31 protein-coding genes and 1 riboswitch are annotated in these 26,609 nt (G+C 68.8%); of the genes, 14 read left to right on the forward strand and 17 right to left on the reverse strand.

Going from position 1 to position 26,609, the window contains the following annotated elements:
• Positions 1-15 precede the first annotated feature (15 nt).
• On the reverse strand, positions 16-384 hold the full coding sequence (locus tag ON26_RS25175) for a MerR family transcriptional regulator (RefSeq protein ID WP_040799233.1): 369 nt from the start codon (positions 382-384) through the stop codon (positions 16-18).
• Between the two features lie 64 nt (positions 385-448).
• Between ON26_RS25175 and ON26_RS25180 the strand changes: the two genes are divergently transcribed.
• Complete coding sequence (locus tag ON26_RS25180; RefSeq protein WP_040799235.1) at positions 449-1,600, forward strand: EstA family serine hydrolase; 1,152 nt, start codon at positions 449-451, stop codon at positions 1,598-1,600.
• A 12-nt stretch (positions 1,601-1,612) separates the two neighbouring features.
• On the opposite strand, the gene ON26_RS25185 is transcribed toward ON26_RS25180, so the two are convergent.
• The gene (locus tag ON26_RS25185; protein WP_051027535.1) at positions 1,613-2,836 is read right to left on the reverse strand and encodes an acetate kinase; all 1,224 of its coding nucleotides are present in this window, start codon (positions 2,834-2,836) and stop codon (positions 1,613-1,615) included.
• Between the two features lie 18 nt (positions 2,837-2,854).
• Positions 2,855-4,924, reverse strand: coding sequence for a phosphate acetyltransferase (gene pta, locus ON26_RS25190; protein WP_040799238.1), 2,070 nt, complete (start codon positions 4,922-4,924; stop codon positions 2,855-2,857).
• A 174-nt stretch (positions 4,925-5,098) separates the two neighbouring features.
• On the opposite strand from pta, the gene ON26_RS25195 reads away from it, so the two are divergent.
• Positions 5,099-5,734, forward strand: a complete 636-nt coding sequence (locus ON26_RS25195) for a DJ-1/PfpI family protein (RefSeq protein ID WP_051027537.1) — start codon at positions 5,099-5,101, stop codon at positions 5,732-5,734.
• Positions 5,731-6,231 (forward strand): MarR family winged helix-turn-helix transcriptional regulator, encoded by a 501-nt coding sequence (locus ON26_RS25200; protein ID WP_040799243.1) that lies wholly within the window; start codon positions 5,731-5,733, stop codon positions 6,229-6,231. The genes ON26_RS25195 and ON26_RS25200 overlap by 4 nt, the downstream gene beginning before the upstream one ends.
• A 125-nt stretch (positions 6,232-6,356) precedes the next feature.
• Here the strand turns inward: ON26_RS25200 and ON26_RS34280 are convergent, their stop codons facing one another.
• The 4 genes from ON26_RS34280 to ON26_RS25220 form a co-directional block, all read right to left on the reverse strand.
• The gene (locus ON26_RS34280; protein ID WP_218000625.1) at positions 6,357-6,497 is read right to left on the reverse strand and encodes a hypothetical protein; all 141 of its coding nucleotides are present in this window, start codon (positions 6,495-6,497) and stop codon (positions 6,357-6,359) included.
• 257 nt (positions 6,498-6,754) lie between these two features.
• The gene (locus tag ON26_RS25205) at positions 6,755-7,270 is read right to left on the reverse strand and encodes a GNAT family N-acetyltransferase (protein ID WP_218000626.1); all 516 of its coding nucleotides are present in this window, start codon (positions 7,268-7,270) and stop codon (positions 6,755-6,757) included.
• 717 nt (positions 7,271-7,987) lie between these two features.
• Positions 7,988-8,425 carry a DoxX family protein gene (locus ON26_RS25215; protein ID WP_040799248.1) on the reverse strand — a complete coding sequence of 146 codons (438 nt, stop codon included), beginning with the start codon at positions 8,423-8,425 and terminating at the stop codon, positions 7,988-7,990.
• A gap of 241 nt (positions 8,426-8,666) precedes the next feature.
• Positions 8,667-8,882 carry a VOC family protein gene (locus ON26_RS25220; protein ID WP_169333767.1) on the reverse strand — a complete coding sequence of 72 codons (216 nt, stop codon included), beginning with the start codon at positions 8,880-8,882 and terminating at the stop codon, positions 8,667-8,669.
• A 683-nt stretch (positions 8,883-9,565) separates the two neighbouring features.
• On the opposite strand from ON26_RS25220, the gene ON26_RS25225 reads away from it, so the two are divergent.
• Together ON26_RS25225 and ON26_RS34960 are read left to right on the forward strand one after the other, a co-directional pair.
• A complete protein-coding gene (locus ON26_RS25225) occupies positions 9,566-9,877 on the forward strand; it encodes a DUF3303 domain-containing protein (RefSeq protein WP_040799250.1) in 312 nt (103 codons plus the stop codon).
• A gap of 112 nt (positions 9,878-9,989) precedes the next feature.
• Positions 9,990-10,121, forward strand: a complete 132-nt coding sequence (locus ON26_RS34960) for a hypothetical protein (RefSeq protein ID WP_281032413.1) — start codon at positions 9,990-9,992, stop codon at positions 10,119-10,121.
• A 151-nt stretch (positions 10,122-10,272) separates the two neighbouring features.
• Here ON26_RS34960 and ON26_RS25230 read toward each other — a convergent pair whose 3' ends face one another.
• Positions 10,273-10,938 (reverse strand): TetR/AcrR family transcriptional regulator, encoded by a 666-nt coding sequence (locus ON26_RS25230; RefSeq protein WP_040799252.1) that lies wholly within the window; start codon positions 10,936-10,938, stop codon positions 10,273-10,275.
• 100 nt (positions 10,939-11,038) lie between these two features.
• On the opposite strand from ON26_RS25230, the gene ON26_RS25235 reads away from it, so the two are divergent.
• On the forward strand, positions 11,039-11,938 hold the full coding sequence (locus tag ON26_RS25235) for an SDR family NAD(P)-dependent oxidoreductase (RefSeq protein WP_040799254.1): 900 nt from the start codon (positions 11,039-11,041) through the stop codon (positions 11,936-11,938).
• A 187-nt stretch (positions 11,939-12,125) separates the two neighbouring features.
• Here the strand turns inward: ON26_RS25235 and ON26_RS25240 are convergent, their stop codons facing one another.
• A complete protein-coding gene (locus tag ON26_RS25240; RefSeq protein ID WP_040799256.1) occupies positions 12,126-12,326 on the reverse strand; it encodes a hypothetical protein in 201 nt (66 codons plus the stop codon).
• Positions 12,327-12,722: 396 nt separating this feature from the next.
• Here ON26_RS25240 and ON26_RS25245 point away from each other — a divergent pair, with 396 nt between their 5' ends.
• The 3 genes from ON26_RS25245 (at position 12,723) to ON26_RS25255 (ending at position 15,855) form a co-directional block, all read left to right on the forward strand.
• On the forward strand, positions 12,723-13,901 hold the full coding sequence (locus ON26_RS25245) for an acetyl-CoA C-acyltransferase (RefSeq protein ID WP_040799258.1): 1,179 nt from the start codon (positions 12,723-12,725) through the stop codon (positions 13,899-13,901).
• A gap of 57 nt (positions 13,902-13,958) precedes the next feature.
• Complete coding sequence (locus ON26_RS25250; protein WP_174375443.1) at positions 13,959-15,107, forward strand: acyl-CoA dehydrogenase family protein; 1,149 nt, start codon at positions 13,959-13,961, stop codon at positions 15,105-15,107.
• A gap of 211 nt (positions 15,108-15,318) precedes the next feature.
• Positions 15,319-15,855, forward strand: coding sequence for a hypothetical protein (locus ON26_RS25255; protein ID WP_245546037.1), 537 nt, complete (start codon positions 15,319-15,321; stop codon positions 15,853-15,855).
• Positions 15,856-15,926: 71 nt separating this feature from the next.
• Here ON26_RS25255 and ON26_RS25260 read toward each other — a convergent pair whose 3' ends face one another.
• The gene (locus ON26_RS25260; RefSeq protein ID WP_245546039.1) at positions 15,927-16,112 is read right to left on the reverse strand and encodes a hypothetical protein; all 186 of its coding nucleotides are present in this window, start codon (positions 16,110-16,112) and stop codon (positions 15,927-15,929) included.
• A 222-nt stretch (positions 16,113-16,334) separates the two neighbouring features.
• On the opposite strand from ON26_RS25260, the gene ON26_RS25265 reads away from it, so the two are divergent.
• A complete protein-coding gene (locus ON26_RS25265; protein WP_051027544.1) occupies positions 16,335-16,544 on the forward strand; it encodes a hypothetical protein in 210 nt (69 codons plus the stop codon).
• 96 nt (positions 16,545-16,640) lie between these two features.
• On the opposite strand, the gene ON26_RS25270 is transcribed toward ON26_RS25265, so the two are convergent.
• Complete coding sequence (locus tag ON26_RS25270; protein WP_040799383.1) at positions 16,641-17,468, reverse strand: HAD-IIA family hydrolase; 828 nt, start codon at positions 17,466-17,468, stop codon at positions 16,641-16,643.
• Between the two features lie 44 nt (positions 17,469-17,512).
• Positions 17,513-18,466: a helix-turn-helix transcriptional regulator gene (locus ON26_RS25275; RefSeq protein ID WP_040799262.1), complete on the reverse strand. Its 954-nt coding sequence runs from the start codon at positions 18,464-18,466 to the stop codon at positions 17,513-17,515.
• Positions 18,467-18,557: 91 nt separating this feature from the next.
• Between ON26_RS25275 and ON26_RS25280 the strand changes: the two genes are divergently transcribed.
• Complete coding sequence (locus tag ON26_RS25280) at positions 18,558-18,923, forward strand: VOC family protein (RefSeq protein WP_040799263.1); 366 nt, start codon at positions 18,558-18,560, stop codon at positions 18,921-18,923.
• Positions 18,924-19,195: 272 nt separating this feature from the next.
• Positions 19,196-20,206, forward strand: coding sequence for a glucose-6-phosphate dehydrogenase (coenzyme-F420) (fgd, locus tag ON26_RS25285; RefSeq protein WP_040799265.1), 1,011 nt, complete (start codon positions 19,196-19,198; stop codon positions 20,204-20,206).
• A 122-nt stretch (positions 20,207-20,328) separates the two neighbouring features.
• Here the strand turns inward: fgd and ON26_RS25290 are convergent, their stop codons facing one another.
• The 3 genes from ON26_RS25290 to ON26_RS25300 form a co-directional block, all read right to left on the reverse strand.
• Entirely contained in the window at positions 20,329-21,543 is a 1,215-nt protein-coding gene (locus ON26_RS25290) for an O-succinylhomoserine sulfhydrylase (protein WP_051027556.1), read from the reverse strand.
• On the reverse strand, positions 21,540-21,956 hold the full coding sequence (locus ON26_RS25295; RefSeq protein ID WP_040799269.1) for a rhodanese-like domain-containing protein: 417 nt from the start codon (positions 21,954-21,956) through the stop codon (positions 21,540-21,542). Before ON26_RS25295 ends, ON26_RS25290 begins: the two co-directional genes overlap by 4 nt.
• 14 nt (positions 21,957-21,970) lie before the next feature.
• Positions 21,971-22,083: riboswitch (SAM riboswitch) on the reverse strand.
• Positions 22,084-22,127: 44 nt separating this feature from the next.
• The gene (locus ON26_RS25300) at positions 22,128-22,580 is read right to left on the reverse strand and encodes an Rv0361 family membrane protein (protein WP_051027546.1); all 453 of its coding nucleotides are present in this window, start codon (positions 22,578-22,580) and stop codon (positions 22,128-22,130) included.
• Positions 22,581-22,895: 315 nt separating this feature from the next.
• On the opposite strand from ON26_RS25300, the gene ON26_RS25305 reads away from it, so the two are divergent.
• Positions 22,896-24,299 carry an FAD-dependent oxidoreductase gene (locus tag ON26_RS25305; protein ID WP_040799271.1) on the forward strand — a complete coding sequence of 468 codons (1,404 nt, stop codon included), beginning with the start codon at positions 22,896-22,898 and terminating at the stop codon, positions 24,297-24,299.
• 118 nt (positions 24,300-24,417) lie between these two features.
• Positions 24,418-25,293 (forward strand): amidohydrolase family protein, encoded by an 876-nt coding sequence (locus ON26_RS25310; RefSeq protein ID WP_040799273.1) that lies wholly within the window; start codon positions 24,418-24,420, stop codon positions 25,291-25,293.
• Positions 25,294-25,317: 24 nt separating this feature from the next.
• On the opposite strand, the gene ON26_RS25315 is transcribed toward ON26_RS25310, so the two are convergent.
• Both ON26_RS25315 and ON26_RS25320 read right to left on the reverse strand, forming a co-directional pair.
• A complete protein-coding gene (locus ON26_RS25315) occupies positions 25,318-25,962 on the reverse strand; it encodes a LysE family translocator (RefSeq protein ID WP_040799275.1) in 645 nt (214 codons plus the stop codon).
• 62 nt (positions 25,963-26,024) lie between these two features.
• A complete protein-coding gene (locus ON26_RS25320) occupies positions 26,025-26,507 on the reverse strand; it encodes a DUF456 domain-containing protein (RefSeq protein WP_040799277.1) in 483 nt (160 codons plus the stop codon).
• Positions 26,508-26,609: the final 102 nt, after the last annotated feature.

Here is a 26,609-nt window from a genome sequence, read left to right on the forward strand (position 1 = left end):
GACCTCGGCCCCTGATCAGTGCGCGCGCTGCCGCAGTTCGGTGAGGTAGTCGTCGATGGCGTCGCGATTGCGGGTGAGGACGTCGATGCGCCCGGTCAGCCGTTCGCGCTCGTGTTCGAGCAGCGTCACCGTTTCGGGGAGCACGCCTTCGAAGACGATGGGGTCGCGGGGTGATTCCAGGCAGGGCAGGATCGCGCGGATCACGTGGATCGACAGTCCCGCGTCCAGCAGTTCGCGGATCTGCCGGACGCGGCCCAGAGCCGTCTCGCTGTAGTCGCGATAGTTGTTCGCCGCCCGGGTCGAGGTGATCAAGCCCTCCGCCTCGTAGAACCGCACCTGCCGTGCGGACGCCCCTGCCCGGGCGGCCAGCTCACCGATACGCACGTGCGCAGGCTAGCACCGGATTCCCTTGACCCTGACACATATGTCAAGGTTCGAGACTGTCGGCATGATCGAATTGAACGGAACTGTCGGGGCCGCCTTCGAACCCGTCCGCGACGCCGTGGCCGAACAGTTGCGCAGCGGCGCCGAGGTCGGCCTGTCCCTGGTCGTCGATGTCGACGGCGAGAAAGTGGTGGACCTGTGGGGCGGCCATCGCGACGCGGCCCGCACGCAGCCCTGGCAGCGCGACACGATCACCGATCTGTGGTCGATCACGAAGACTGTGACGAGCCTGGCCGCCCTGCTGCTCGTCGACGCCGGTGAACTCGACGTCTACGCGCCGGTCGCCCGGTACTGGCCCGAATTCGCCGTGAACGGGAAACAGGACGTGCAGGTGCGGCATCTGCTGTCCCACACCTCGGGGGTGTCCGGCCTCGACCGTCCCGCACAGCTCGAAGACCTGTACGACCAGCGTGCGACCGCGGCCCGGCTGGCCGCACAGGCGCCGTGGTGGCGGCCCGGCTCGGCGTCGGGCTATCACGTCCTGAACTACGGCCATCTGGTCGGCGAGCTGGTGTATCGCCTGAGCGGTCTGTCGCTGCGCGAGTTCGTGCACGAGCACATCGCCGGGCCGCTCGGCTCCGATTTCCGGATCGGCGTTTCCGGCGCCGACCTCGCACGGGTCGCCGACGTCATCGTGCCCGAACTCGAGTTCGACGTCGAGGCGCTCGACCACGACACCGTCGCGTACCAGACCTTCACCGGTCCGGCCTTCAGCGCCGCCGCAGCCAACACCCCCGCCTGGCGCGCGGCCGACCTCGGCGCGGCCAACGGGCACGGGAACGCGAGATCGGTGGCCGAGATCCTCGCCCCACTCGCCCGCGCGGGCGCGCACGCCTCGGGCACGCTCCTGAAACCCGGCACCATCGACCTGATCTTCGACCAGCAGTCCTGCGGCGTGGACCTCGTCAACGGCCTGCACCTGAGGTGGGGCATCGGCTTCGCCCTGCCCGACCGCCGGACCGCGTCCTGGATCCCGGACGGCCGCATCGCGTTCTGGGGCGGCTGGGGCGGCTCCATGGCGATCGTGGACCTCGACCGGCGCACGACGATCAGCTACGTCATGAACAACATGGGCCCCGACATCCTGGGATCGCCGCGAGCCGCGACCTACCTCACCGCCGTCTACCGCGCCCTCGATACCGGGGGCAGGTCCTGACCCGCCCGGTGCTCAGCCCCCGGTCACGACCCGGCTGGCCGCGCGGGCGATCGCCAATTCCTCGTTGGTCGGCACCACCAGCACCGCCACCGGCGCGTCCGGCGGCGAGATCCTCCTCGCCCCACGCTCTTTCGCGGCGTTCAGCTCCGGGTCGACCTCGATGCCGAAGGCGCTCAGACCGGCCAGCGCGTCGGCCCGCACATCCGGGCTGTTCTCACCGACGCCCGCGGTGAAGGTGATGACGTCGACGCCGCCCAGGCCGACCAGATACGCGCCCAGGTAACGCCGCACGCGGTGGACGTAGACGTCGTAGGCGATCCGGGCGGGCTCATCGCCTGCGTCGATGAGCCTGCGTAACTCCCGGAAGTCGTTCACCCCGGCCATGCCCTTGAGCCCGGACTCGCGGTTGAGCAGTTCGTCGAGGCGCTCCACGTCGAATCCGCCCGCGTGCACGAGGTGCCCCAGGATGCCGGGGTCGAGGTCGCCGGGGCGGGTGCCCATCACCAGCCCCTCGAGCGGCGTGAGACCCATCGAGGTGTCGATCGGGCGGCCGTCGAGTACGGCCGAGGCCGAGGCGCCGTTGCCGAGATGGAAGACGATCTGGCGCAGGCCCTTCGAGTCGCGCCCGAGGAATTCGGCGGCGCGGCCGGAGACGTACTCGTGCGAGGTGCCGTGGAACCCGTAGCGGCGGATGCCGTACTCGGCGGCGATCTTCCTGTCGATGGCATAGGTCGTCGCGGCGGCGGGCAGGTCGAAGAAGAAGGCCGTGTCGAACACCGCGACCTGCGGCACCTCCGGCAGCAGCTCGCGGGCGCTCTCGATGCCGATCGCGTTGGGCGGGTTGTGCAGCGGCGCCAGATCGGTGAGGTCGAGAATGGTCTCGACCACCTCGTCGGTCACCAGCGTCGGCGCGTGGAACACCTCGCCGCCGTGCACCACCCGATGCCCGACCGCGTGCAACCCGGCACCGGCGAGGTCGAAACCGGTCTCGTCGAACAGCTCGAAGACCTGCTTCAGGCCCGCGCGATGATCGGGGATGCGCCCGTTGCGCTCGAGAACGCGTTCCCCGCACCGGTGTTCGATCGCGCTGTCGTCCTCGCCGATGCGCTCGACCAGTCCGGAAGCCGCCACGTGACCCGAATCCGGTTCCAGCAGCTGATATTTGATCGACGACGAGCCGGAATTGATCACCAGCACGAGGTTTTCACACGCTGTACTCACGCCCGCTCCACTCATCCCTTGCGAACCCCTCGCTCAGCCCTGCGCCTGGATGGCGGTGATGGCGACGGTGTTGACGATGTCGGCCACCAGCGCCCCGCGCGAGAGGTCGTTCACCGGCTTGTTCAAGCCCTGCAGCACCGGGCCGATGGCGACCGCGCCCGCGCTGCGCTGCACCGCTTTGTAGGTGTTGTTGCCGGTGTTGAGGTCGGGGAAGATGAAGACCGTCGCCCGGCCCGCGACCTCGGAGTCGGGCAGCTTGGCATCGGCCACGGTCGGCTCGATCGCCGCGTCGTACTGGATCGGGCCCTCCACCAGCAGCTCCGGCGCGCGCTCGCGCACCAGCCTGGTCGCCACCCGCACCTTGTCCACGTCCGCGCCGCTGCCGGATTCGCCGGTGGAGTACGACAGCATCGCCACCCTGGGCTCGATGCCGAAGCGGGCCGCGGTCGCCGCCGAGGAGATGGCGATATCGGCGAGTTGCTCGGAACTGGGGTCCGGCACCACCGCGCAGTCGCCGTAGGCGAGCACCCGGTCGGCCAGACACATCAGGAACACGCTCGACACGGTGTCCACGCCGGGCACCGTCTTGATGATCTCGAAGGACGGGCGGATGGTGTGCGCTGTGGTGTGCGCGGCGCCGGAGACCATGCCGTCGGCAATGCCCTCATGCACCATCATCGTGCCGAAATACGAGATATCGCCGACTTTTTCGCGAGCCCGCTCCAGCGTCATGCCCTTGTGCTTGCGCAGCTCGGCGTAGGTGGCGGCGAACTTCTCCAGGTAGTCGGAGGTGCGCGGGTCGAGCACCTCGGCCTCGGCGATGTCCACGCCGAGCTCGGCCGCGCGGGCGCGCACGGTGGCCTCATCGCCCAGGATCACCAGATCGGCGATCTTGCGCTGCAGCACCCGCCCCGCCGCGCGCAGGATGCGATCGTCGGCGCCCTCGGGCAGCACGATGCGCTTGCGGTCGGCCCTGGCGCGTTCGATGAGCTGGTACTCGAACATCTGCGGAGTCACCACATCGCTGCGCTCGACCCGGATGCGGCCGAGTAGCTCCGGCGCGTCGACGTACTGCTCCATCAGCGCGAGCGCGGTGTTGACCTTGCGCGGATTGCCCGCCGACATCTTGCCCCGGGCCCGATAGGCGGCGCTGGCGGTGTCGTAGGTGCCCAGTTCGGTGGTGAGAATGGGCAGGCGCGGCTTCAGACCCTCCATCAGCCGGGCGACGGCCGGATGCGGAAGCAGGCCCCCGTTCATGATGATGCCCGACAGCGAGGGGAAGCCGGCCGCCTCGTGCGCGTTCAGCACGCTGAGCAGGACGTCGGAGCGATCGGCGGGCGCGACCACCACCACGCCGTCGACCAGCCGCTCCAGGATGTGCTCGGCCGTCATGCCGCCGACCATGATCTTCAACGCCTCGCGCTGCAACATCTCCGGGTCGCCGCTGTACATCTCGCCGTTCACGGCCTCGCACAGTTCGGCCATCGTCGGCGCGATCAGCAGCGGCACCTCCGGCAGCGCCCACGACGGCAGGCCGAAACTGCGCAGGGCCGAACGAACTTCGTCGAGCTGCTCGGGATCACACCGGTTGGCGACGATCGCGACCGCGCTCGCGTGCTCCGTGCGCAGCTCGCTCGCGCACACCTCCACCAGATGTTTGATCTCGGCGGGTGTGCGCTCGGCGCCGCGCACCACCAGCAGCATCGGCGCCTCCAGGTTCACCGCGATCCTGGCGTTGAACCGCAGCTCGCTGGGGCTGGCGACCTCGGTGTAGTCGCTGCCGACCACCACCACCGCATCGCAGACCGCGGCCACCTCGTGAAAGCGCTCGACGATCTGGCTGATCGCGGCGTCGGGGTCGGCGTGCACCTGCTCGTAGGTGACGCCGACGGCCTGTGCGTAGTCGATATCGGCGGTGCTGTGCTCGAGCAGCAGCTCCAGGATGTGATCGGGTTCGGTGGTCGAACGCGTGATCGGCCGGAACACTCCCACCCGCGCGGTGGTGGCGCAGAGCATCTGCAGTACCCCGAGGACAACCGTGGACTTCCCGGTTTCCCCCTCGGGTGAGGCGATGTAGACGATGGACGGAGCAGTGTCGGCCATGTCTCAAAGCTTAGTGAGCGGAACTGATCTTGCCGGGCCCGCCTCATAGCCGTTCCGCACAAGTGGCCCGGATCGTTGGGCGACAGCAGAACTCGGGACGAAGAAGATCATCAGCGCAGTTGACAGCACCCTGTCAAAATGACAGCATACTGTCATCCTACCGTGAGGAACCTCATGTCCCCTATGCCCGTTTACGCCGCCGTCTACGACACCCTCGCCGACTGGGAGACCGGTGCGGCCACCGCGCACATCAACAATCCCGCCTGGCAGGTCGAGCCGGGGCGCTACGAGGTGATCACAGTCGGGCCGACCCGCGACCCGATCCGGACCAAGGGCGGATCGCGGATCGTGCCCGACCTCGCACTCGACGAGATCGACCCCGCGCACGCCGCGATGCTGATCCTGCCCGGCGCCGACACCTGGGTCACGGGCCGGCTCGCGCCCTTCGCCGCCGCAGCGGGGAAGTTCCTCGCCGCGGGGACGCCCGTCGCCGCGATCTGCGGCGCGACCTTCGGCCTGGCCGGCGCGGGCCTGCTCGACACCAGGCGGCACACCAGCAACGCGGCCGAATTCCTCGCCTACAGCGGCTACGCCGGCGGGCAGCATTTCGTCGCCCGGCCCGCCGTGACCGACGACACAGGAATTCTGGTCACCGCCTCCGGCACCGCGCCGTTCGAATTCGCCCGGGAGATCTTCGGCGTGCTCGGACTCTACGAACCCCGCATCCTCGACGCCTGGTTCCGCGTCTACGACGGCCAGGATCCCGCCGCCTACGCCGAACTGGAGGCCTACGAGGCGGCCCGGGCATGAGCGCTGCGCCCACGCCGTCCGAACAGGAGCTCTTCAGCGCGGCGGCCATCACCTCGTTCCGCCTCAACGGCCGTTTCCTCAGCCTCGCCGAGGAGCTGGCCCGGCCCGCCGGCCTGACCGCGGCCTGGTGGCAGGTGCTCGGCGCGATCATGCACGAACCGCTGCCCGTCGCCGGGATCGCCCGCGCCATGGGCATCACCCGCCAGAGCGTCCAGCGCATCGCCGACCTGCTCGTCACCAAGGGTCTGGCCGAGTACCGGCCCAACCCGACCCATCGCCGCGCCAAGCTCGTCGCCATCACCGACGAGGGCCTCACCGCCGTGCGCGCTATCAACCCCCAGCACGCCCGGCGGGCGGCCGAACTAGCCGATCACCTCGGCCGCGACCGCCTCGCCGAGATCGTCACCGCCCTCATCGACCTGACAGCCGCCATCGAAACGCTCACCGATTCCGCCCGCGCGGACGGGCCGCCGTCGGGCCGCGCCGCGAGCAGCTGAATCATCCGGCCGACCGGCACCACCGAGGTCACCGCGATCCCGGGCGGCGGGGTTGTCGGCCCCCGACGGCCCCGCTGCCCGGCGACGAAGCGCGGTTCCGGGCTCCACCCGATCCGGGCAACCGATCAGTGCGAACGCGGCTGACGCAACTTCGCCGCCAATTCCCGCGCCTTGCGCTGATTCTCCGGCTTGGCCGCCTCGCGCTTGACGACCTGGAAGGCCTTGAGCGCGACACCGCTCTTGATGGCCTTGCTGAGCATTCCCATCGTGCACCTCCGGTTGTTCGCTATCGAACCGATACTTCGAACGTACCGGCCCGGAGCGAGCACCCGCCGGGCGATGCGGAGCCCGACCGCGGTGCACCTCGGCACCTGGCGCGGCCACCGCACCGATACGCGGGTTCGCAAGCCTGACCTCGGGGCCTCCGCGGGATGGCCGGTCCGGTCGGTAGCCGAGTGCGACTCCCGTCCGGGCATCGGCGGGCGAGCGGTCGATGCGCTCGCCCGCCGATGATCAGGGAGGGCTATGCCTCGTAGCGCAGGGTGTCACCGTCGGCGCCGGTCTGCCGGTATCCGCAGGCGCGCAGTACCGCGATCGAAGCCGGATTGTCGGTCGAGACCCGCGCGAACACCGTCCGCACCTCGGGTGCGGTGCGGGCGTGGGCCGTGAGCGCGGCGACGGCCTCGGTGGCGTAGCCGTGCCCGCGCCGTGACGCGACGATGCCGTAGCCGATCTCGAGCCTGCCGTCGGCGGGTGGCCAGAACAGGCCGGTCGAGCCGACCAGCAGCCCGGTCGCGGCTTCGACGATCAGGCGGTGACCGAACGGGCCGTACCAGGACGGGTGGTTCGCGAGTTCGGTGGCGATGACGCAGTCACCGTCGGCCGGGAAGTCCTCGGCCCACCGCGGGTCGCGGTGGCCATGGGCGACCGCGGCGGCGACGGCGGGCGTCCAGCGGCGCAGCCGCAGTCGCGCGGTGACGAGATCATCGGCAGCGCCGGGGTTTTCGAGAGTACGAGAGTGATCGGGGTCGATCGGCACGGGTGTGCTCCTGTTCGGGAAGGGCAGGAGCGATGGCGCTAGCGCCCGGGTCGCTCCTGCCGGAGGGCATGACGGAACAGGCTGTGCGCAGCCATATTCATCGCCTCCTGTTCGTGGCCCGTGCGGTCGGTGTCAACGTAGCCGATGCCGGGTCGATCCGCGCGGAGAAAAATCGGCCCGATGGTCCCGACCCCCATGAAATCACGGCTTTTCACTTGTTTCGGTCACCGCTAGCGTTCGGTTCGCGGTTCGGCCACCTCGAGGCGACTGCGCTGGGGCGTGGCCATCGATCCCGAGTGAGCGAGGAAGTGTGAGATGCGAATGATCGCGAAAGCGGCTGTGATCGCGGCGGTATCGGCGGGGGCTCTGATGGCCGTTGGCGGTCAGGCCGTGGCCGCGCCCACCGGCAGCAGTGAAGCGCTGGGATCCGGGACCGCATGGCTCCCGGGCGGAAGTCCACTCGACGTGCTCTTGTGTTCGCTGCAGGGCGGTGTCACCTCGTCGTCCGAGACATCTCCGCCCAAGTGCTATCTGCCCAACTGAAGGCCTCCCGAGGGCGGCTCACCTGTGATCCACTGCGGCGCAGAAGCTCGCGCCCCCCGCCGGTGATCGCGGGCCGGCGTCGGATCGATTCCCCCAACCCGAGGGCGATCGATCCGAGAACGCACGATCGGCGATCGGTGGGGCCACCGATCGCCGATCGTGCTTGTGAACGGGTCACCGCGAGAGCGAGTTCCGCAGATCGGTGACAGTGGCGCGGCGCTCGTAGGCGATCCAGGCGAAGATCGCGGCGAGCACCAACGGGAAGATCGCCATCGCGGGCTTGTCGGCGATGAACGCCTGGGTCCCGGCGGCGAGCACGGTCAACACGGACAGCCCCGCGGCGGCGAGGGCGCTGAGTCGCGGCACCATCAGCCCGATACCGCCCGCGACCTCGGCAACTCCGATGAAGATGAGCAGCCCGAACGGGATGGCCAGATTCTCGGGGGCGTTCTCGATCAGGCTGTTCGGCATGACGAGCTTCGGCCCGCCGGAGGCGATGATGAAGAACAGGCCGAGCAGGATCTGCAGGGTCCACAGGATACGGTTGCGGATCTTGCCGGGGCGGTTGGTGAGGTCGTCGGAGAAGTCGGCGGTGGAGTCGGCGGTGGTCATGTCCGGTCCTTCTGGTCGGTCGCGCCGGGTTGGTAGCGCGTTCACCTGATAGGACGGAGGAGCCGCCGAGGAGTCATCGCTGCCGGCCGAAGTTTTTCTCGCAGTGGCATCACACGGCAGATGGCGGGCGCGATCTCGTGGATTGCTCAGCAGTCTCACGGCTCGCGTTCGAATCGGCGAGGCGATGGCGACGTCGAACCTTCACCCTGCAGCGCAAGGTCGACAATTCGCAGCGTCGCCCTCAGCGGCAGGCGATGAGTTCGGGCGGGCCGAGGCGTCTATTGGGTTCGGCCACGGGTTGAAAGACCAGGCGCGGCTGCGGGTCATCAGGGCGTCCGAGATAGACCCAACCGGGCTCGGACGGTCCCTGGGGGCGGTCGAGCAGAGCGCTCCAGAACGCGGCCGTCCGTTTCACATCGACGCAGTCGATCGTCACTCCGACCCAGCGGTTCGCCACCGCGCCATTATCGTGTGACTGTCGGACCGACGACCAGCGAGCGCGCACTTGCCACGCGACGCGCATCCAACGCATGCAGGAATGGCACGCGCCGTCCGCTCCTCGATGCGGTGAACGGCGGGGTGGGATCAGTCGACCGACGGCTGGTCTGCCGGGTCGGCGGACACCGCCGCCACCGGTGGCGACTATTGCTCACTGGTCGCTGGTCATGGCTGCCGCGGAGCTGGTCGAGGCAAAACCCGGTATTCATGAGGGACCTCGTCCTCGCATCCGAGATCCGTCGTCCCGCGATCAGCGGCGGTCAGGCGATCAACAGATCAGCGCGTCGAACGTGTGCCTCGTACTGCTAGTCGCACAGAGCGTCCTGCGTTTTCGGACTGCGCATCACCCGGCACGGTGGGCCCTCGGCGGCAAGTCCACAGGTGAACGGCACGAGTATGCCGACGGGGTGGTGGTCGTTATGGCCGATCCCGAACCGAATCCTGGACCGCTGAACAGCGCTGACGCAGAAAGAGATCGACGCGGCTGTTCCTCGTCGGTATGCAAAAGGGACTTTCGGCACTCGTCATGCGTTCACCCGGCGAGAAGACTCGCTTGTGGGGACATGCGCTGCTCGATGTGACCGTCCCCGCTGAACCACAAATTCGCGCCATCTCCCAGCCACCGTCTCCCAGGAGGATGAGATGAAGTACGTGGTTTCGTGGCAATACCGTTGGAACGGCACCGCCAGAGAGAACGAAGCGAGTATTCAGCGCGCGTTGGAAGCATTCGCCAACTGGAAGCCCGCTGCCGGCACGACATACCATCAATTCGTGGGCCGGCTCGACGCCATAGGCGGATTCGCGGTGGTCGAGACCGACAATCCGCACGAATTGGCCGACGCTCCCGGGAAATTCGGCTTCATTGCCGATTACCAGATCTATCCTGTCGTCGACATCACGGAATCGATACAGGCCGCTCAGGAGGGTGTGGAATTCCGCAAAAGCCTGGGCTGATCGCCGCTGATTTCGACAGACCCAAGGATTGCATGCCGTCTCGCTCGGAGGACCAGGCGCGCACCGACAGCGGTGACCTGTCCGGGCGCACGGCGAATGGGCGTGGACGAGCGTGTTGAAAGCGCTCGCCGACCCGGCCCGGGTCGAACTCATCTCCCCGCTGCTCGCCGACCCGGACGCCGGATGCACCGGCGGCGATCTCGCCGCGCTCCGCACTGTCCCGGACCCGAACTGCTGCCGCTGACATACCGCCTCCGGGCCCGAGGTCGGGGAACTTCCGATCGGCGGGACCGCTGAGGAACTGGATTTCGACGTAGGGGTCGGGATTCATTCCGGCGAAGGATTACCAATCGCGTTATACCCGGGCCGTTTTCACTCACATCGACCCGCAATGTTCAGGCGCGGGGCAACAGGCCCACGAGCGACGCGGTGAAGGCGTCTCGCAGGGCGTCGCGGAGTTCTATGTGGAGCACGCCGAGGGCGGGTTCCTCCGCGTAGGCGGCGAGGAGGCTGGGCGGCGGCGGGACGTACGTCGACAGGGCGCCCGCCGACACCAGGCTCATCAAGCAGAACTGCCGCGCGCCGTCGCCGAGCTCCGGCAGGTGACGTTGCATGAGTTCGACCATGGTCGCGAGCCGGGCGAGGGAGGAACGCTTGTGCCGCTTGACCACCTCGACCGAGACATTGCGCTCCAGGACGCCACCCTGCGCGCCGAAGAGATCGCAGAGCACCGTCCGCTCCGCCAGTGACCGGCTGAGGATCTCGGCCAGCTGCCCCGCCCGCGCTTCCGGCTCCGCGTGCGCCTCGACGCCCGCGGCCAGCTCCTCCGCCAGGTCGGCGAGCCAGCTCGCCAGGGCGGCGTCCAGCAGTTCGAGCAGGACCGCCTCACGAGACTCGAAGTACCGCAGGACATTCGACTTGGCCAGGCCCACCCGCCGGCTGAGCTCGTTGAGGCTCACCTCGGCCACAGGCATCTCCCCGAGCATCGCCGCCGCCGTGTCCAGGATCGCCTGACGACGGATCTTCCGCTGCTCCTCGCTGCGCGCCCTCTGAAACGTCACGCCCTCACCCTAGCTTGAAGACCGCCGGTCTCTTGACATAAGACCGGCGGTCTCTTACGTTTGGGTCGATAAAAGACCGATGGTTCCTAAGGAGTGCGTGATGAGCGACAACTGGACCGAGCAGCACATTCCCGACCAGCACGGCCGGGTGGCGATCGTGACCGGCGCCAACACCGGGCTGGGCTTCGAGACCGCCCGGATGCTGGCCGAACGCGGGGCGACGGTGGTTCTGGCCGTCCGCGATATCGAGAAGGGCAGGCAGGCTGCCGACCGCATGACCGGCGACGTCAGCGTCCAGGCCCTCGACCTGACATCCCTCGACTCGATCCGGGCCGCGGCGGCCGACCTGCGCGCTGCCCACCCGCGCATCGACCTGCTCATCAACAACGCGGGCGTGATGTACACCCCGCGGCAGACCACCGCCGACGGATTCGAGCTGCAGTTCGGCACCAACCACCTCGGCCACTTCGCCCTGACCGGCCTGCTGCTGGACCGCCTGCTGCCCGTCCCCGGCTCCCGCGTCGTGACGGTCAGCAGCACCGGCCACCGCATCCGGGCCGCCATCCACTTCGACGACCTGCAGTGGGAGCGCTCGTACAGTCGCATGGGCGCCTACGGTCAGGCCAAACTCGCCAACCTGATGTTCACCTACGAACTGCAGCGCCGGCTCGCACCGCACGGCACCACCGTCGCGGTCGCCGCCCACCCCGGCATGTCCAACACCGAACTCATCCGCAACACGCCCGCCGCGCTCCGCCTGCCCGTCTCCTGGCTCGCGCCGCTGATCTCCCAGGTGCCCGCCATGGGCGCCTTGCCCACCGTGCGCGCCGCCACCGACCCGGCCGTCGTCGGCGGGCAGTACTACGGCCCCGGCAACCTCGGGGAGACCCGGGGATATCCGAAGCCGGTCACCTCCAGCGCCGACTCCCACGACGAAGCGGTCCAGCAGCGTCTGTGGACCGTCTCCGAGGAACTCACCGGCGTGCGGTTCCCCCTCTGAACGGCGGGGTGGGATCACTCGACCGACGGTTGGTCTGCCGGCTCGGCGGACACCGCCGCCACCGGTGGCGACTATTGCTCACTGGTCGCTGGTCATGGCTGCCGCGGAGCTGGTCGAGGCAAAACCCGGTATTCATGAGGGACCTCGTCCTCGCATCCGAGATCCGTCGTCCCGCGATCAGCGGCGGTCAGGCGATCAACAGATCAGCGCGTCGAACGTGTGCCTCGTACTGCTCGTCGCGCAGAGCGTCTTCGGCACGCTCTGCCCAGTCCGACGGCCCACCGCTGTTGTGGATGGCCTGCGCCAAGGCGTTCTTCGCGACGGAAATGGCTTCCTCATTGGTGCGCGCACGCAGGTACATCGCACCGTCGATGCTGCCGCTCTCCAAACCGACGGTGATGTCCGGATCGTGATGGAGTCAACGTCCATCAACGCGTCCATCGCCTCTTCGAGGCCGTCGGTGGGGTATGCCCGGAAGGACTTGCTCAATCATGAGGCGGTTTAGGATGATGTCCAACTATAGGATGGCCATGCATCTGAGCGGCGGCTCGCGGACCGGCAGGTCGAACAGTCCCCGGCTCTCGCAGCCGATTTCGAAGGGCTCGACAGTGACACGATGAGCGCGCCCGACGAGGCTTGTTCGCCCCCTGACGAACGAGCATCTCAGCCCCGCCGCACGGGATACGCGCCCCCGGCATCGAGGATCGACCCGGGCTGCACGCGTCCGGAATCCATCACGGGCCCCCGATACCACCAAGAGTGAACAGTTGAAGGAGAAACAGTAGTGAGCACCAGTGTCATCGTGGCGGGGGCCCGGACCCCGATCGGCAAGCTGTCGGGCGCGCTGGCGTCCCTGACGGCGGCGGACCTCGGCGGACGGGCCATCGCCGCCGCGATCGAGCGCGCGGGCATCGCGGCGGGCGACGTCGACGCCGTGGTGATGGGAACCGTCGTGCAGGCCGGCGTCGGCCCCAATCCGGCGCGGCAGGCGGCGGTCGCGGCGGGCCTGCCGATGACCGTCCCGGCGACGACCGTCAACAACCTGTGTCTGTCCGGCCTCGAGGCGATCATGCAGGCCGACCGGCTGATCGCCACCGGCGCGGCCGAGGTCGTTGTCGCCGGCGGCATGGAGTCGATGACGAACGCCCCGTACCTGGTGCGCGGCGCTCGTCAGGGCCTCAAGTACGGCTCCGCCGGTTTCGAGGACGCCCTCGACCGTGATGCGCTGACCTGTGCCTTCGACGGCATTTCCATGGGCGCGTCCACCGAGCGCTACCAGGCGTCGGAGAACATCTCCCGCGCCGAGCAGGACGAGTTCGCGGCCCGCTCGCACCGCCTGGCGGCGGCGGCGACCGAGTCGGGTGCGTTCGCCGCGGAGATCGCGCCGGTGGAGATCGTCTCCCGCAAGGGCACCGTCACCGTCACCGCCGACGAGGGCATCCGCGCCGAGACCACGGTCGAGTCCCTCGGCACGTTGCGTCCGGCGTTCGCGAAGGACGGCACCATCACGGCCGGCGCGTCGTCGCAGCTGTCCGACGGCGGGGCCGCGGTCGTCGTGATGCGCAAGGACGTCGCGCAGGCCCGCGGTATCGAATGGCTCGCCGAGATCCGCGCCCACGCTCTGGTCGCCGGTCCGGACACCTCGCTGCTGCACCAGCCCGCGAACGCGATCGAGGCCGCGCTGAAGCGTGACGGCGAGACCACCGTCGCCGACCTCGACCTGCTCGAGATCAACGAGGCGTTCGCCGGTGTCGCGATCGCGTCGATGCGTCAGCTCGGCGTGGACGCGGACAAGGTCAACATCCACGGCGGCGCGATCGCGGTCGGGCATCCGGTCGGCATGTCCGGTGCGCGCATCGCCCTGTCGCTGGCGCATTCGCTCCGGGCCGCGGGCGGCGGCACGGGCGCGGCCGCTCTCTGCGGTGGCGGCGGTCAGGGCATCGCGATGATCTTGTCCGTGTGAGTGCGGGCATCGCAGGCAACCGACGAATCCGCACACGATCGACCATGAAAGCAGCTGATGAAAAAGTACGTACCCACCTGGCACGACGACGAGGTCCGTGCACTGTCCGAGCTCGCGGGCGGATTCTTCGAGCGTGAGGTCGTCGCGCACAACGAGAAGTGGGACGCCCAGCGCCGCATCGACCGCGAGGTGTGGTTGAAGGCGGGCGAGCTGGGTCTGCTGTGCTGCTCGATCCCCGAGGAGTACGGCGGCGGGGGCGGCACCTTCGCGCACGACCTCGCCGTGTTCGAGGCCCAGGGGTACGCGGGCGATCTGTCCCTCGGCATCTCCGTACACAGCGGCATCGTGCCGCACTACATTCTCGAGTACGGCACCGAGGAACAGAAGCGGACGTGGCTGCCCGGCATGGCGACCGGTGAAATCCTCGGCGCGATCGGCATGAGCGAGCCGGGCGCCGGTTCGGACCTCAAAGCGATCAAGACCACCGCGATCCGCGACGGCGACGAGTACGTGATCAACGGCTCGAAGACGTTCATCACCAACGGCTCCTCCGCCGACGTGATCGTGATGGCCGTCAAGACCGACCCGAAGGCCGGCGCCAAGGGGGTCTCCATGCTGATCGTCGACCTGCGCGACCAGCCGGGGTTCGCGGTCGGCCGGGTGCTCGACAAGGTCGGCCAGCACGGCGCCGACACCTCCGAGCTGTCGTTCACGAACGTGCGGGTGCCCGCCTCCAGTCTCCTGGGCGAGCGAGAGGGCCAGGGCTTCGGTCAGCTGATGACCCAGCTGGTGCAGGAGCGGCTGATCATCGCGGCGCAGGCCGTCGGCGCAACGAAGCGCGCGGTGGACGAGACCGTCGCGTACAGCAAACAGCGGGAAGCGTTCGGACACAGCCTGTTCGAGTTCCAGAACACCGCGTTCGAACTCGCCGAATGCCAGACCATCGCCCGCACCAGCGAGGTCTTCCTCGACCACTGCATCCAGTCGCACCTGCGCGGTGAGCTCGACGCCGCCGAAGCCGCGATGGCCAAATACTGGCTGACCGACAAGCAGTGCGAGGTGATCGACCGCTGCGTGCAGCTGCACGGCGGATACGGCTACATGCGCGAATACCTGATCGCGCGGATGTACGAGGACGCCCGGGTGCAGCGGATCTACGGCGGCGCCAACGAGATCATGAAATCCCTGATCGCTCGCGAGCTGTAGGACTCGAACGCCTGGGCATCCCTGTCCGGTGACCGACCAGGATGCCCAGGCGCGCGCTGGTGGCGTACGACCGACGTGCCGGTGAGCGCGCGTTCCCGGATCCGTCGCGGGCCGCCTCTGCCCGGCGCAGTCGCGTGCCGAACCCCGACGGAAACACGATCGAAATCTCGAGAACAGTAATGTTCGCCCGAGAGTTCACGATCATCCGGATATGAAACTCGGACGTGGATTCGCCGCAACCGCAGCCACCGCACTCGTCGGAGCAGCGATGGCCGTAGCCTCACCAGGCGCCGCCAACGCCGCCGACCCCTGCCAACTCGGCTGGTCCAATGTCGGCCCGCGCTCCTGCGCCATGACGCAGTTCAATTCGGCGCCGGCCTGGACCCTGGGCAACGGCGTCTGCGTCGGCATGCTCAATGCCGCGGGCACGGGCTACGACGGCCCCCTGGCCGGCACCCACTACAGTGCTCCGGGAAGCACCCATTCGATCGAACTTCGTCTATCGCAGGGCTTCTCGCCGCTGGGCACCTGGGCGCCCACCGTGCTGGCCTGCGACGTGACCGCCATCATCGACTGGCACAATCTCGACACCGGTCAGCGCGGCTCACTGACCCACTTCATCCCGGCATTCAAGACCGGCACCACGCCCGACTTCCTCTACCTCCACACCGGCCCCGGCCGGGTCGCGCTCACCGTGCGGACCGACCGTCCGAACATTCCGGCGACGACCGAAGTGTTCGTTCCCTGATCGGAAATCGAACCGGGCACACACCGGCGATCGACGCAGGCCGTCGATCGCCGGTCTCGTGCGTGAATATCTCACCGCGACAGCGAGTTCCGCAGTTCGCCGACGATGGCGCGGCGCTCGTAGGCGATCCGGGCGAAGATCACGGCCAGCACCATCAGGCCGATGCCGCCGGCGACCTCGGTGATCCCGATGAAGACGAGCAGGCTGAACGGGATCACCAGGTTGTCGACGGCGTTCTCGGTCAGGGCGCCCGGCATGATGAGCTTCGGCGCGCCGGAGGCGAGGATGAAGAACAGGCCGAGCAGGATCTGCGGCGTCCACAGGACGCGGTTGCGGATCGTGCCGGGGCGGGCGGCGGCGGAGAAGTCGGCGGCGGTCGATCCCGTTGCGGGCGAGGTCGACTACCCGCAGTTGCTGGTGTCACCGGCGGCGTGTGTGGTGCGGGCTCGTCTGGAGACATCCGGGTCGGCACCACCACGATGACACGGCTCGAGGCCGAGCAGGGCCGGCTCCCGAAGATTCGGATCGCCTGGACGCTGTCCCGCTCGGACGTCCACGAGATCACTCGACAGGTGAGCGACGATGCAGCAGAACTGATCCGGATCGAGGGTCTGCACGGCCACGAGTACGCCGTCGATGTCGTGCTGGCCGCGGTGGCGCGGGTCGCGCGACCGCCGGTCGCCGTCTGACCTCCGGCACCGAAGACCTGACGCTGCTGTGCGGACCGGGGATCACCGTCGTCGCGGTATGAAACGGTCAGCGGCGTCTTCGCCGACCGCACTCGATCACGCGAAGGGGTCGGCGGTGCGGCCGACCAGATCGGCGACCGAGTCGAGGACCAACGTCGGGCGGTAGGGGAACTGCTCGACCGAGTCGCGGGTGGAGATGCCGGTCGTGGCGACCAGGATCGTGCGCATACCGGCTTCCAGGCCGGAGATGACGTCGGTGTCCATCCGATCGCCGATCATGACCGCCGACTGCGAGTGCGCACCGATTCGGCGCAGAGCCGAGCGCATCATCAACGGGTTCGGCTTGCCGACGTAATAGGGCTCGCGGCCGGTGGCGCGGCTGATCAGCGCGGCGACCGAGCCGGTGGCGGGGAGCAGGCCCTCGCGCGACGGCCCCGTGGCGTCGGGGTTGGTGGCGATGAAGCGGGCGCCCCGCTCGACCAACCGGATGGCGGTGGTGATGGCTTCGAAAGAGTACGTACGGGTCTCGCCCAGGACTACGTAGTCGGGGTCGCGGTCGGTGAGGACGTAGCCGATCTCGTGCAGGGCGGTGGTGAGGCCGGATTCGCCGACGACGTAGGCGGTGCCGCCGGGACGCTGGGCGTCGAGGAAGGCGGCGGTGGCCAGGGCGGAGGTCCAGATGGCCTCCTCCGGGATGTCCAGGCCGGTCAGGCGCAGGCGGGCTTGCAGGTCGCGCGGGGTGCGGATGGAGTTGTTGGTGAGGACGAGGAAGGGGATCTCGTTCGTGCGCAGTTCGGCGAGGAATTTGTCGGCGCCGGGGACCAGGTGGTCCTCACTGACCAAGACGCCGTCCATGTCGGTCAGGTAGGACAGGACGGGCTCGTCGTCGTTGAGGTGGCTCTCGCTCGCCTGGCTGTTGGTCATCCGCCGATTCTGCGCCATCGCGGGGTGGCCGTCGCGCACGGAGGTCACGGTGAGCTGTATTGCGCGAGCGTGCGGGCGGCCAGCTCGCGCAGGTGGGCGCGGGCTTCGGCGGGGGCGGTGACGAGTACCTGGTCGGCGAAGGGCAGGAGCTGGCGGACGTCTTCGAGGACGCGGCAGGTGAGGGTGAACGGGATCCGCTCGCCGTCCGCGGGCGGGTGGAGGGTGAGGCGGGTGCCGAGGATTCGTTGCGCCCGCTCTGCTTGGCTCACACTCAACAGGCCCTCGACGCGCAGATTCTCGGTGTTCTCCCAGTTCGCGGTGACCTGGGCGGCGACCTGCGCCGCCGTCACGCCCGGGCGCAACCGGCGCGGGACGCGCAGTGGCTCCCAGTCGGCCAGGCGTTCGAGCAGATACAGGCGCGGACTGCCCTGCTTGTCGGCGACGAGGTACCAGCGGCCGCCCTTGGCGAGCAGGCCGTAGGGATCGACGACCTGCCAGGTGGGCTCGGCTTCGGTGGCGCGCCGGTAGTTGATGCGCAGTCGCACGCCGCGCCGCAGGTCTCCCGCGAGCCTCGCCGGTTCCACGCCGCCGGTGGGCATCGAGAACCACGGCCGGTTGTCGGTGACGATCACCGCGCTCAACGGCAGCAGTTGTCCGGGTCGGGGCCGTGCGCGCGGAGTCACCTTGTCCAGGGCGCGGCGGCCGTCGTCGCGGCCACCGAGCTGGTCGCGCTGTGCGTGGTCGAGGCCGACGAGCGCGAGGTGGTCGCGCTCGTCGGGGGTCAGGCGGGCGGTGTCGAGCGCGCCGCCGGGCAGCAGCGAGACCCCTCCCCACCTGCCGCGCCGGATCAGGACCGGGAAGCCGGCGTCCTGCAGCCAGCGCAGGTCGCGCACCACCGTGCGGGTGGAGACGCCCACCTGGTCGGCCAGGTCGGCGGTGGTGAGGCAGTCGCGTGTCTGCAGGGCCAGCAGCAGGGCGAAGAAGCGATCCGGGGTCATATTTTCGACAATTCCAGAAATCACGACGGATTCCGTCGTATATGAATTGCACTCTGCTGCGGTCACTGTCATCGACACATGGAGTACGCACATGACCGCACCGAACATGTTCATCGTCTACGTCACCGACGCGCCCGCCTCGGCCCGCTTCTACGGCGAACTCTTCGACATCAAGCCGCTGTACGAAGCCCCCCGCTTCGTCGCCTTCGACCTGGGTGGCGGCGTTCAGCTCGCGCTCTGGAGCGGGGTCGAGGACGACAACCTGACCGCGGTGACACGAACCAGCGAGGTGTGCCTGACGATCGACGGCGGCGCCGACCGGATCGACGCGCTGCACCGCGACTGGGTGGCCAGGGGCGTGCGCATCGCGATGGAACCGCACGACGAGGTGTTCGGGCGCACTTTCCTGGCCACCGACCCCGACGGCAATCTCATCCGGGTCGCGCCGGCCGACTGAGCTGTCTTCCGCCTCGGCGAAACGGCACGTCAGTGCGCGATGTCGTCGCGAGCGCGATCCTGGCAAGCACAGAGAGCAGCGACGCCCAGCCCTCGGGCCCGTAGCCGAAATCATCGCGCACACGGGCTCGGGTCGGCGGCGGCCCGGTTCGGAGATCCACGCCGGGTGGACGTGCTCTTCCACGACGTCGATCGGTGTCCGGAGCGGTTCCTCGATTAGGGTCGGAATCGGCGGTGAGAGCCGAGCACACGAGCGACAGAGGAGACGCGCACATGGGTGATCTCAAGCTGGGATACAAGGCGTCGGCGGAACAATTCGGTCCACGCGAACTGGTGGACATCGCGGTCCTGGCCGAAGAGCACGGCATGGACTCGACCAGCGTCAGCGACCACTTCCAGCCCTGGCGGCACAAGGGCGGGCACGCGCCGTTCTCGCTGGCCTGGATGGCGGCCGTGGGCGCGCACACCGAACGCATCCAGCTGGGCACCTCGGTGCTGACCCCGACCTTCCGCTACAACCCGGCGGTGATCGCGCAGGCCTTCGCCACCATGGGTTGCCTGTATCCGGGGCGCGTGATGCTGGGTGTGGGCACCGGTGAGGCGCTCAACGAGATCGCCACCGGTTACCAGGGCGAATGGCCGGAGTTCAAGGAGCGGTTCGCGCGGCTGCGCGAGTCGGTGGACCTGATGCGGGCGCTGTGGACCGGTGATCGCGTCGACTTCGACGGGCAGTACTACAAGACCGTCGGCGCGTCGATCTACGACGTGCCCGAGGGCGGGGTGCCCGTCTACATCGCCGCGGGCGGTCCGCTGGTGGCCCGCTACGCCGGGCGCGCGGGCGACGGGTTCATCTGCACCTCGGGCAAGGGCATGGAGCTCTACACCGAGAAGCTGATGCCCGCGCTGGCCGAGGGCGCGGCGAAGGTGGAGCGCACCGTCGACGACATCGACCGGATGATCGAGATCAAGATCTCCTACGACACCGATCCCGAACTGGCGCTGGAGAACACGCGTTTCTGGGCGCCGCTGTCGCTGACCGCGGAACAGAAGCACAGCATCACCGACCCGATCGAGATGGAAGCCGCCGCCGACGCGCTGCCGATCGAGCAGATCGCCAAGCGGTGGATCGTGGCCAGCGATCCGGACGAGGCGGTCGAGCAGATCAAGCCGTATCTGGACGCGGGGCTGAACCACCTGGTCTTCCACGCGCCGGGCCACGACCAGCGCCGCTTCCTCGGCCTGTTCCAGCGCGATCTCGCCCCGCGCCTGCGCGCGCTCGGCTGAGACGGGGCGCATCCCGGCCCGACCGGAGTGCGACCCGGTCGACCACGACAGTTCGGCCCCGCCGCTCTTTCGAGCGGTGGGGCCGAATCGTGTTCGTACGAGCCGGCGGGCTCGAAAACGTCTCAGCTCAAAGCTTGTTCGAGATCGCCGAGCAGATCCTCGACGTCCTCGAGGCCGACGGAGATGCGCACCACGCCGTCGCTCAAGCCGATGCCCGCGCGGCCTTCCGGGCCCATCGCGCGATGGGTGGTGGTGGCCGGGTGGGTGATCAGCGTCTTGGCATCGCCCAGGTTGTTGGAGATGTCGATGATCCGCAACCGGTCGAGCACCTCGAAGGCGCGCTTCTTGCCCTCGCCGTCGGCGGCGGCGAGCTCGAAGGTGACCACGGTGCCGCCGCCGGACATCTGGCTGCGGGCCAGGTCGTACTGCGGATGCGATTCCAGGAACGGGTATTTCACCCAGCCCACCGAGGAGTTGCCTTCGAGGAAGCGGGCGATCTTCAGCGCCGATTCCGTCGAGTGCCGCACGCGCAGCGGCATGGTCTCCAGGCCCTTGAGCAGGGTCCAGGCGTTGAACGGGCTCAACGCGGGGCCCGTGTGGCGCATGAGGTTCTTGACGGGGCCGTCGATGTATTCCTGGCTGCCCAGGATCGCGCCGCCGAGCACCCGGCCCTGGCCGTCGATGTGCTTGGTGCCGGAGTAGACGATCACGTCGGCGCCGAGATCGAAGCCCTTCTGCAGCAGCGGGGTGGCGAAGACGTTGTCCAGCACCACCTTCGCGCCCGCGGCATGGGCGAGCTCGGTCACCCGGCGCACGTCCACGAGGGTCTGCATCGGGTTGGCCGGAGTCTCGAAGAACACGGCCGTGGTGGGCACCGACAGCGCCTGCTCCCACTGGTCGAGGTCCTCGCCGTCGACGAACACCGTCTCCACCCCCCAGCGCGGCAGAATCTCGTTGCACACCACGAAGCAGGAGCCGAACAGGCTGCGCGCGGCGACGAGACGATCGCCTGCCTTCAGCAGCGCGCCGAGCGCGGTGAACACCGCCGACATGCCGCTGGCGGTGGCGAACGCGGCCTCCGCGTCGTCCATCAGGCGGATGCGTTCCTCGAACATCGCCACGGTGGGGTTGCCGTAGCGGGAGTAGACGAAGTGCTCGACCTCGCCGGTGAACGCGGCCTCGGCGGCCTCGGCGCTCTCGTAGACGAAACCGGAGGTCAGGTACAGCGCCTCGGCGGTCTCCTCGAAACCGGAGCGGCGCAGCCCGCCGCGCACCCCGAGGGTGGCGGGGCCGACGCCCTCGGGCAGTGGCTTGTCGAACGCGCCTCCGGTGATCACGACTGCCTCCACGGCAGGCCCTCGGCCCGCCAGCCCGCGCCACCGCGACGACCGTCGGCGTCCAGCGGACCCTCGAAACCGTCGATCACGTTGTACGCGGGGGTGATTCCCAGATCTGTCGCCACACCGGCGGCGTGTGCGGAACGCTGGCCGGAGCGACACAGGAAGACGACGGGAGCCTCGGGATCGCGCCCGGCCAGGGCCTTGCTCAGCTGCTCGGCGAAGCGCGGGTTGGGCGAGCCCGTACCGTCGACCCATTCGATCAGCACGGTGGGCCGGTCGATGGCGCTGGTTTCGGGCACGCCCACGAAGCGCCATTCGGCTTCGGTGCGCACGTCGATCAGGACAGCCGCGGGATTGTCACGCAACAGCTCCCACGCCTGCGACGGGGTGATGTCCCCGGCATAACTCATTCCAACCTCCTGTGAATCCGCACTTGCCGCACCGTCATCGATACGGCCGGGTCGTCACCCGGAGCACCCCGCCGCGGAGGAGGGTTGCCGACCAGCCAGCCGGGGCTTGGCGCTGGTACTCATGACCTCGGTTCCGAGATTGCACGCCCCGAAGTCACGCTGTCAACCGATTCACTCGGTGCAGACCAGCCAGCCGCGCTCGCCGCGCACCAGGTTCCAGGTACCGGTCTGCGCGACGCCGTCGATCGTGGTCGTGACGGTGGCCTTCGCGCGGTCGCCGTTGACGGTGTGGTCGGTGACCGACCTCAGTTCGATTGTCTTGCCGGAATCTTCCGGCGCCGCCAGCGGCGAGCGGCCGGGGTCGAAGTCCGCGCACGCGGCGCCGGGCGGCGGCACCTCGTCGGTTTCGTTCACACCCTCGACGAAGTTGTGCACAGCCGCACTGATCCGATCGGCCTCTGTGACATTTTTCTCAGCGGGCGAGAGCACCCCGCCCAGCACGATGGCGATCACCACCAGCACCGCGACCACCCCCGCGGCGATGAACGGCGTCATCGACCGCTCGTCGGTCTGATCGATCGGGATGACGGGCTCGTCCGGTGCTGGGCGTTCGCTGTCGGCCATGGATCGATGATCCCTGGTGAGCGGGCTCGCACCGGCGGCGGCCCCCGACGGGGCGGTTGCCCGGCTCGCTCACGCGGGTAGCGTGGTGACTGCGGGGACCACGCCGCGAAGGCGTGCGGGCCCCACCCGATAGAATGGCCGATCACGGCCCCGCGAGGAGCCGCCGTGACCTGGATTTCCGACGGCGAGCGGCTGACGTTCCTTCCGGCCTGGCGACCGGATCGAAGCGTCGACTTAGCCTGGGCTAAGTACAAGGGCCTAAGCTGAGAACAAACTCCAGTTGAAGTTTTCGACCGATAAGGGTGCGCGTAAAAGATGACCGAACAGAGTGCAGCGCCGGCCAACGGCGCACGCCCGCTCCGCATCGCGATCGTGGGCGCCGGGCCGGCCGGAATCTACGCCGCCGACGCGTTGATGAAGTCCGATGCCGATGTCAGCATCGACCTCTACGAGCGCATGCCCGCGCCGTTCGGTCTGATCCGCTACGGCGTCGCCCCGGATCATCCGCGCATCAAGGGCATCATCACCGCCCTGCACAAGGTGCTCGACAAGGAGCAGGTGCGCCTGCTCGGCAATATCGACTACGGCACCGACATCACCCTCGACGACCTGCGTCGCTTCTACGACGCGGTGATCTTCTCCACCGGCGCCAACGCCGACCGGGCGCTGAACGTTCCCGGCATCGACCTGGACGGCTCCTACGGCGCGGCCGACTTCGTCTCCTGGTACGACGGCCACCCCGATGTGCCCCGCACCTGGCCGCTGGAGGCCGAGAAGGTCGCCGTCCTCGGCGTCGGCAATGTCGCCCTCGACATCGCCCGCGTGCTGGCCAAGACCGGTGACGAGCTGCTGCCCACCGAGATCCCGCCGAACGTCTACGAGGGCCTCAAGGCCAACAAGGCCGTCGAGGTGCACGTCTTCGGACGTCGCGGCCCGGCGCAGGCCAAGTTCACCCCGCTGGAGCTGCGCGAGCTCGACCACTCGCCGAACATCGAGGTCATCGTCGATCCCGAGGACATCGACTACGACGAGGGCTCCGAGGCCGCGCGCCGCCACTCCAAGCAGGTCGACATGGTCGCCAACACCCTCGAGCAGTGGGCCATCCGCGACCAGGGCGATCGCCCGCACAAGCTGTTCCTGCACTTCTTCGAGTCCCCGGCCGAGGTCGTCGGCGACGAGAACGGCAAGGTCGTCGGCCTGCGCACCGAACGCACCCAGCTCGACGGCACCGGCAACGTCAAGGGCACCGGCGTGTTCAAGGACTGGGACGTCCAGGCCGTCTACCGCGCCGTGGGCTACCTGTCGCAGAACATCAGCGAACTGCCCTTCGACGACCAGGCGGGCACCGTGCCGAACGAGGCCGGTCGCGTGCTGGCCGACGAGAACGCCGACGGCCCCGCCCGCTACATCCCGGCCACCTATGTCACCGGCTGGATCAAGCGCGGCCCGGTCGGCCTGATCGGCCACACCAAGGGCGACGCGAACGAGACCATCGCCTGCCTGCTCGACGACGCACCGTCGTTCACCCCCGCCGAGAACCCGGACCCGCAGGCCGTGATCGACTTCCTGGAAGCCAAGGGCCTGCCGTTCACCACCTGGGCCGGCTGGTACCGCCTCGACGCGCACGAGCGCTCGCTGGGCGAGCCGGAAGGCCGTGAGCGGGTCAAGGTCGTCGAGCGCGAGGACATGCTGCGCGCCAGCGAACCGCACAAGGTCTAGTTTTTCCGAATTCCATCCGGAGAGGGGCGCAGCGTGCGCCCCTCTTCCATGTCCGCCTCCCCGTGCTTGCCGATGGGAGGAGTGCGACAGCGACGCGATCTCGAGGCATTCTGTACAAGTGTTCGACGCACATGTCCACATCATCGATCCGCGGTTCCCGCTGACCGAGAACGAGGGCTACCTGCCCGAGCCGTACACCATCGCCGACTACCGAAAGCGGATGGCGCGCTTCGACGTCCAGGGCGGGGCCGTGGTCAGCGCGTCGTTCCAGGGCACCGATCAGGCGTATCTGAAAGCGGCGCTGGCCGAGCTCGGCGAGGACTGGGTCGGGGTGACCCGCCTCGACCTCGACGCGAGCGACGACGAGATCGTCGAACTCGACCGCGTCGGCGTGCGCGCGCTGCGCTTCAATCTCAAGCGGGCGGCCACCGACATCACCCGCATGACCGTGCAGGCCCTGCGCGCCCACGAGCTGGCCGGCTGGCACGTCGAGGTCTACGTCGACGGGCAGATGCTCGCCTCGCTGCAGCCGGTGATCTCCAAGCTGCCCGCGCTCTCGGTCGACCATCTCGGCATGTCCCAGGAGGGCCTGCCCTACCTGCTCGACCTCGTCGACCGGGGCGCGCGGGTGAAGGCCACCGGGTTCGGCCGGGTCGCGATGAACGTGGCCGACACGCTGCGCCGCATCCACGCGGTCAATCCCGAGGCCCTCATGTTCGGCAGCGACCTGCCCGGCGCCAGGGCGGGCCGCCCGTTCCGCGATTCCGACGTCGACCTGATCTGCGATGTGGTCGGCGCGGACATGTACGCGGTGCTCGAAGACAACGCCCGGGCGTTCTACCGCCTGCCCGCCCGGCAGCGCCCGGAGTTCGACGACCCGGATCCGACCTTGCCGCTGCCCGCCCCGGAGGCGACCACGCAGCCCATCCGGCGCAAGCCCCCGGCCGCCTTCGAACCCGCCGACACCATTCCGTTCGGGATCGTCGACTACTGACGCGCGCTCGCTCTCGCGGGAGAGTCAGTCCTTGCGGCCGGTGAGGGCCAGCGAGGCGCCGAGCCCGATCATGACGAGCCCGCTCGCCCCACCCACCGCGGCCAGGCGGCGGGGCGTGCGAGCCAGCCATGTCCGCGCGGAACCCGCGACCATCGCCCACAGCGAGTCGCAGACCAGCCCGAACGCCGGGATGCACAGACCGAGCACGAGCATCTGCTCGGTCGCCGTGCCACGGGCCGGATCGACCACCTGCGGCAGCAGGGCGGCCAGGAACACGATGGTCTTCGGATTGGCGAAGCCGACGACGAAGCCGTCGCGCAGCGCGCTCACCGTGGCGACGGCATCGGCTGCTCCCCCGGAATCGAAGGCCCCCGCGAGCTTCGCGCGATGCCGGATCGCCTGCACCCCGAGGTAGACCAGATACAGCGCGCCGGCCAGCTTGATCACGGTGAAGACCGTCGCAGACGCCACCACCACCGCGCCGAGCCCGAACGCCACGGCGACGACCTGCGCGTATATGCCCGCCGCATTGCCCGCGACGGTCAGCAACGCGACTCGCCGCCCGACCGTCAGCGCCCGGCCGACGGTGAACAGCACACTCGGCCCCGGCAGCGCCACCAGCACGAATGCCAGCCCCGCGAAGGTCGCCAGCTGAGACCACGCCACCATGGCAGGCGACGCTATCTGGTGACGGCGGGTCCGGCAACAGCGTTTCGAGCGGGCGACCCCGCTCAGGCGACGATGGCGCCGATCACCCAGACGCAGGTGGCCAGCAGCGCGCCGGCGAGTTCGACGAGGATCGACAGGCCGACGCCCTTGAGAGCGTGCACGGTCGATGTCCACGCCTGTTTGCCATCGCTCAGACGTTGCAGTTCGCTGAGGTAGACGCCGAGGACGAAGCCGACGAACAGGCCGACCACGGGGATGACGAAGAAGCCGACGATGGCCAGTGCCGCCCCGAGGAACAAGGCCCGGTTGGGAACCCCCGCTTCCTTCATGTTGCGGCCGGGCCAGAGGTACTTGATCACCCCGGACACCACGAGCAGCACCGTGGCGATCGCGAAGACCGCCCAGGCCGTCGCCCCGCCGGTCATGATCGCCCAGACCAGGATGGCGCCGAAGATGGCGAGGACACCCGGCAGCACCGGCACGATGATGCCGACCAATCCGACCAGGATCACCAGGCCGACGACGATTTCGCCCCACACACTCATGCTCGCGTCCCTCCGTCCGCCCGCTCTCGCGCGCCGCACGGATTCTCGCCCATCGCGGCGTGATGTGCACGCGGGGCAGGGCCTGTCCGAGCCACAGTTATT

This window comes from Nocardia higoensis NBRC 100133 (assembly GCF_000308595.1).
In the GTDB taxonomy this organism is placed as follows: domain Bacteria; phylum Actinomycetota; class Actinomycetes; order Mycobacteriales; family Mycobacteriaceae; genus Nocardia; species Nocardia higoensis.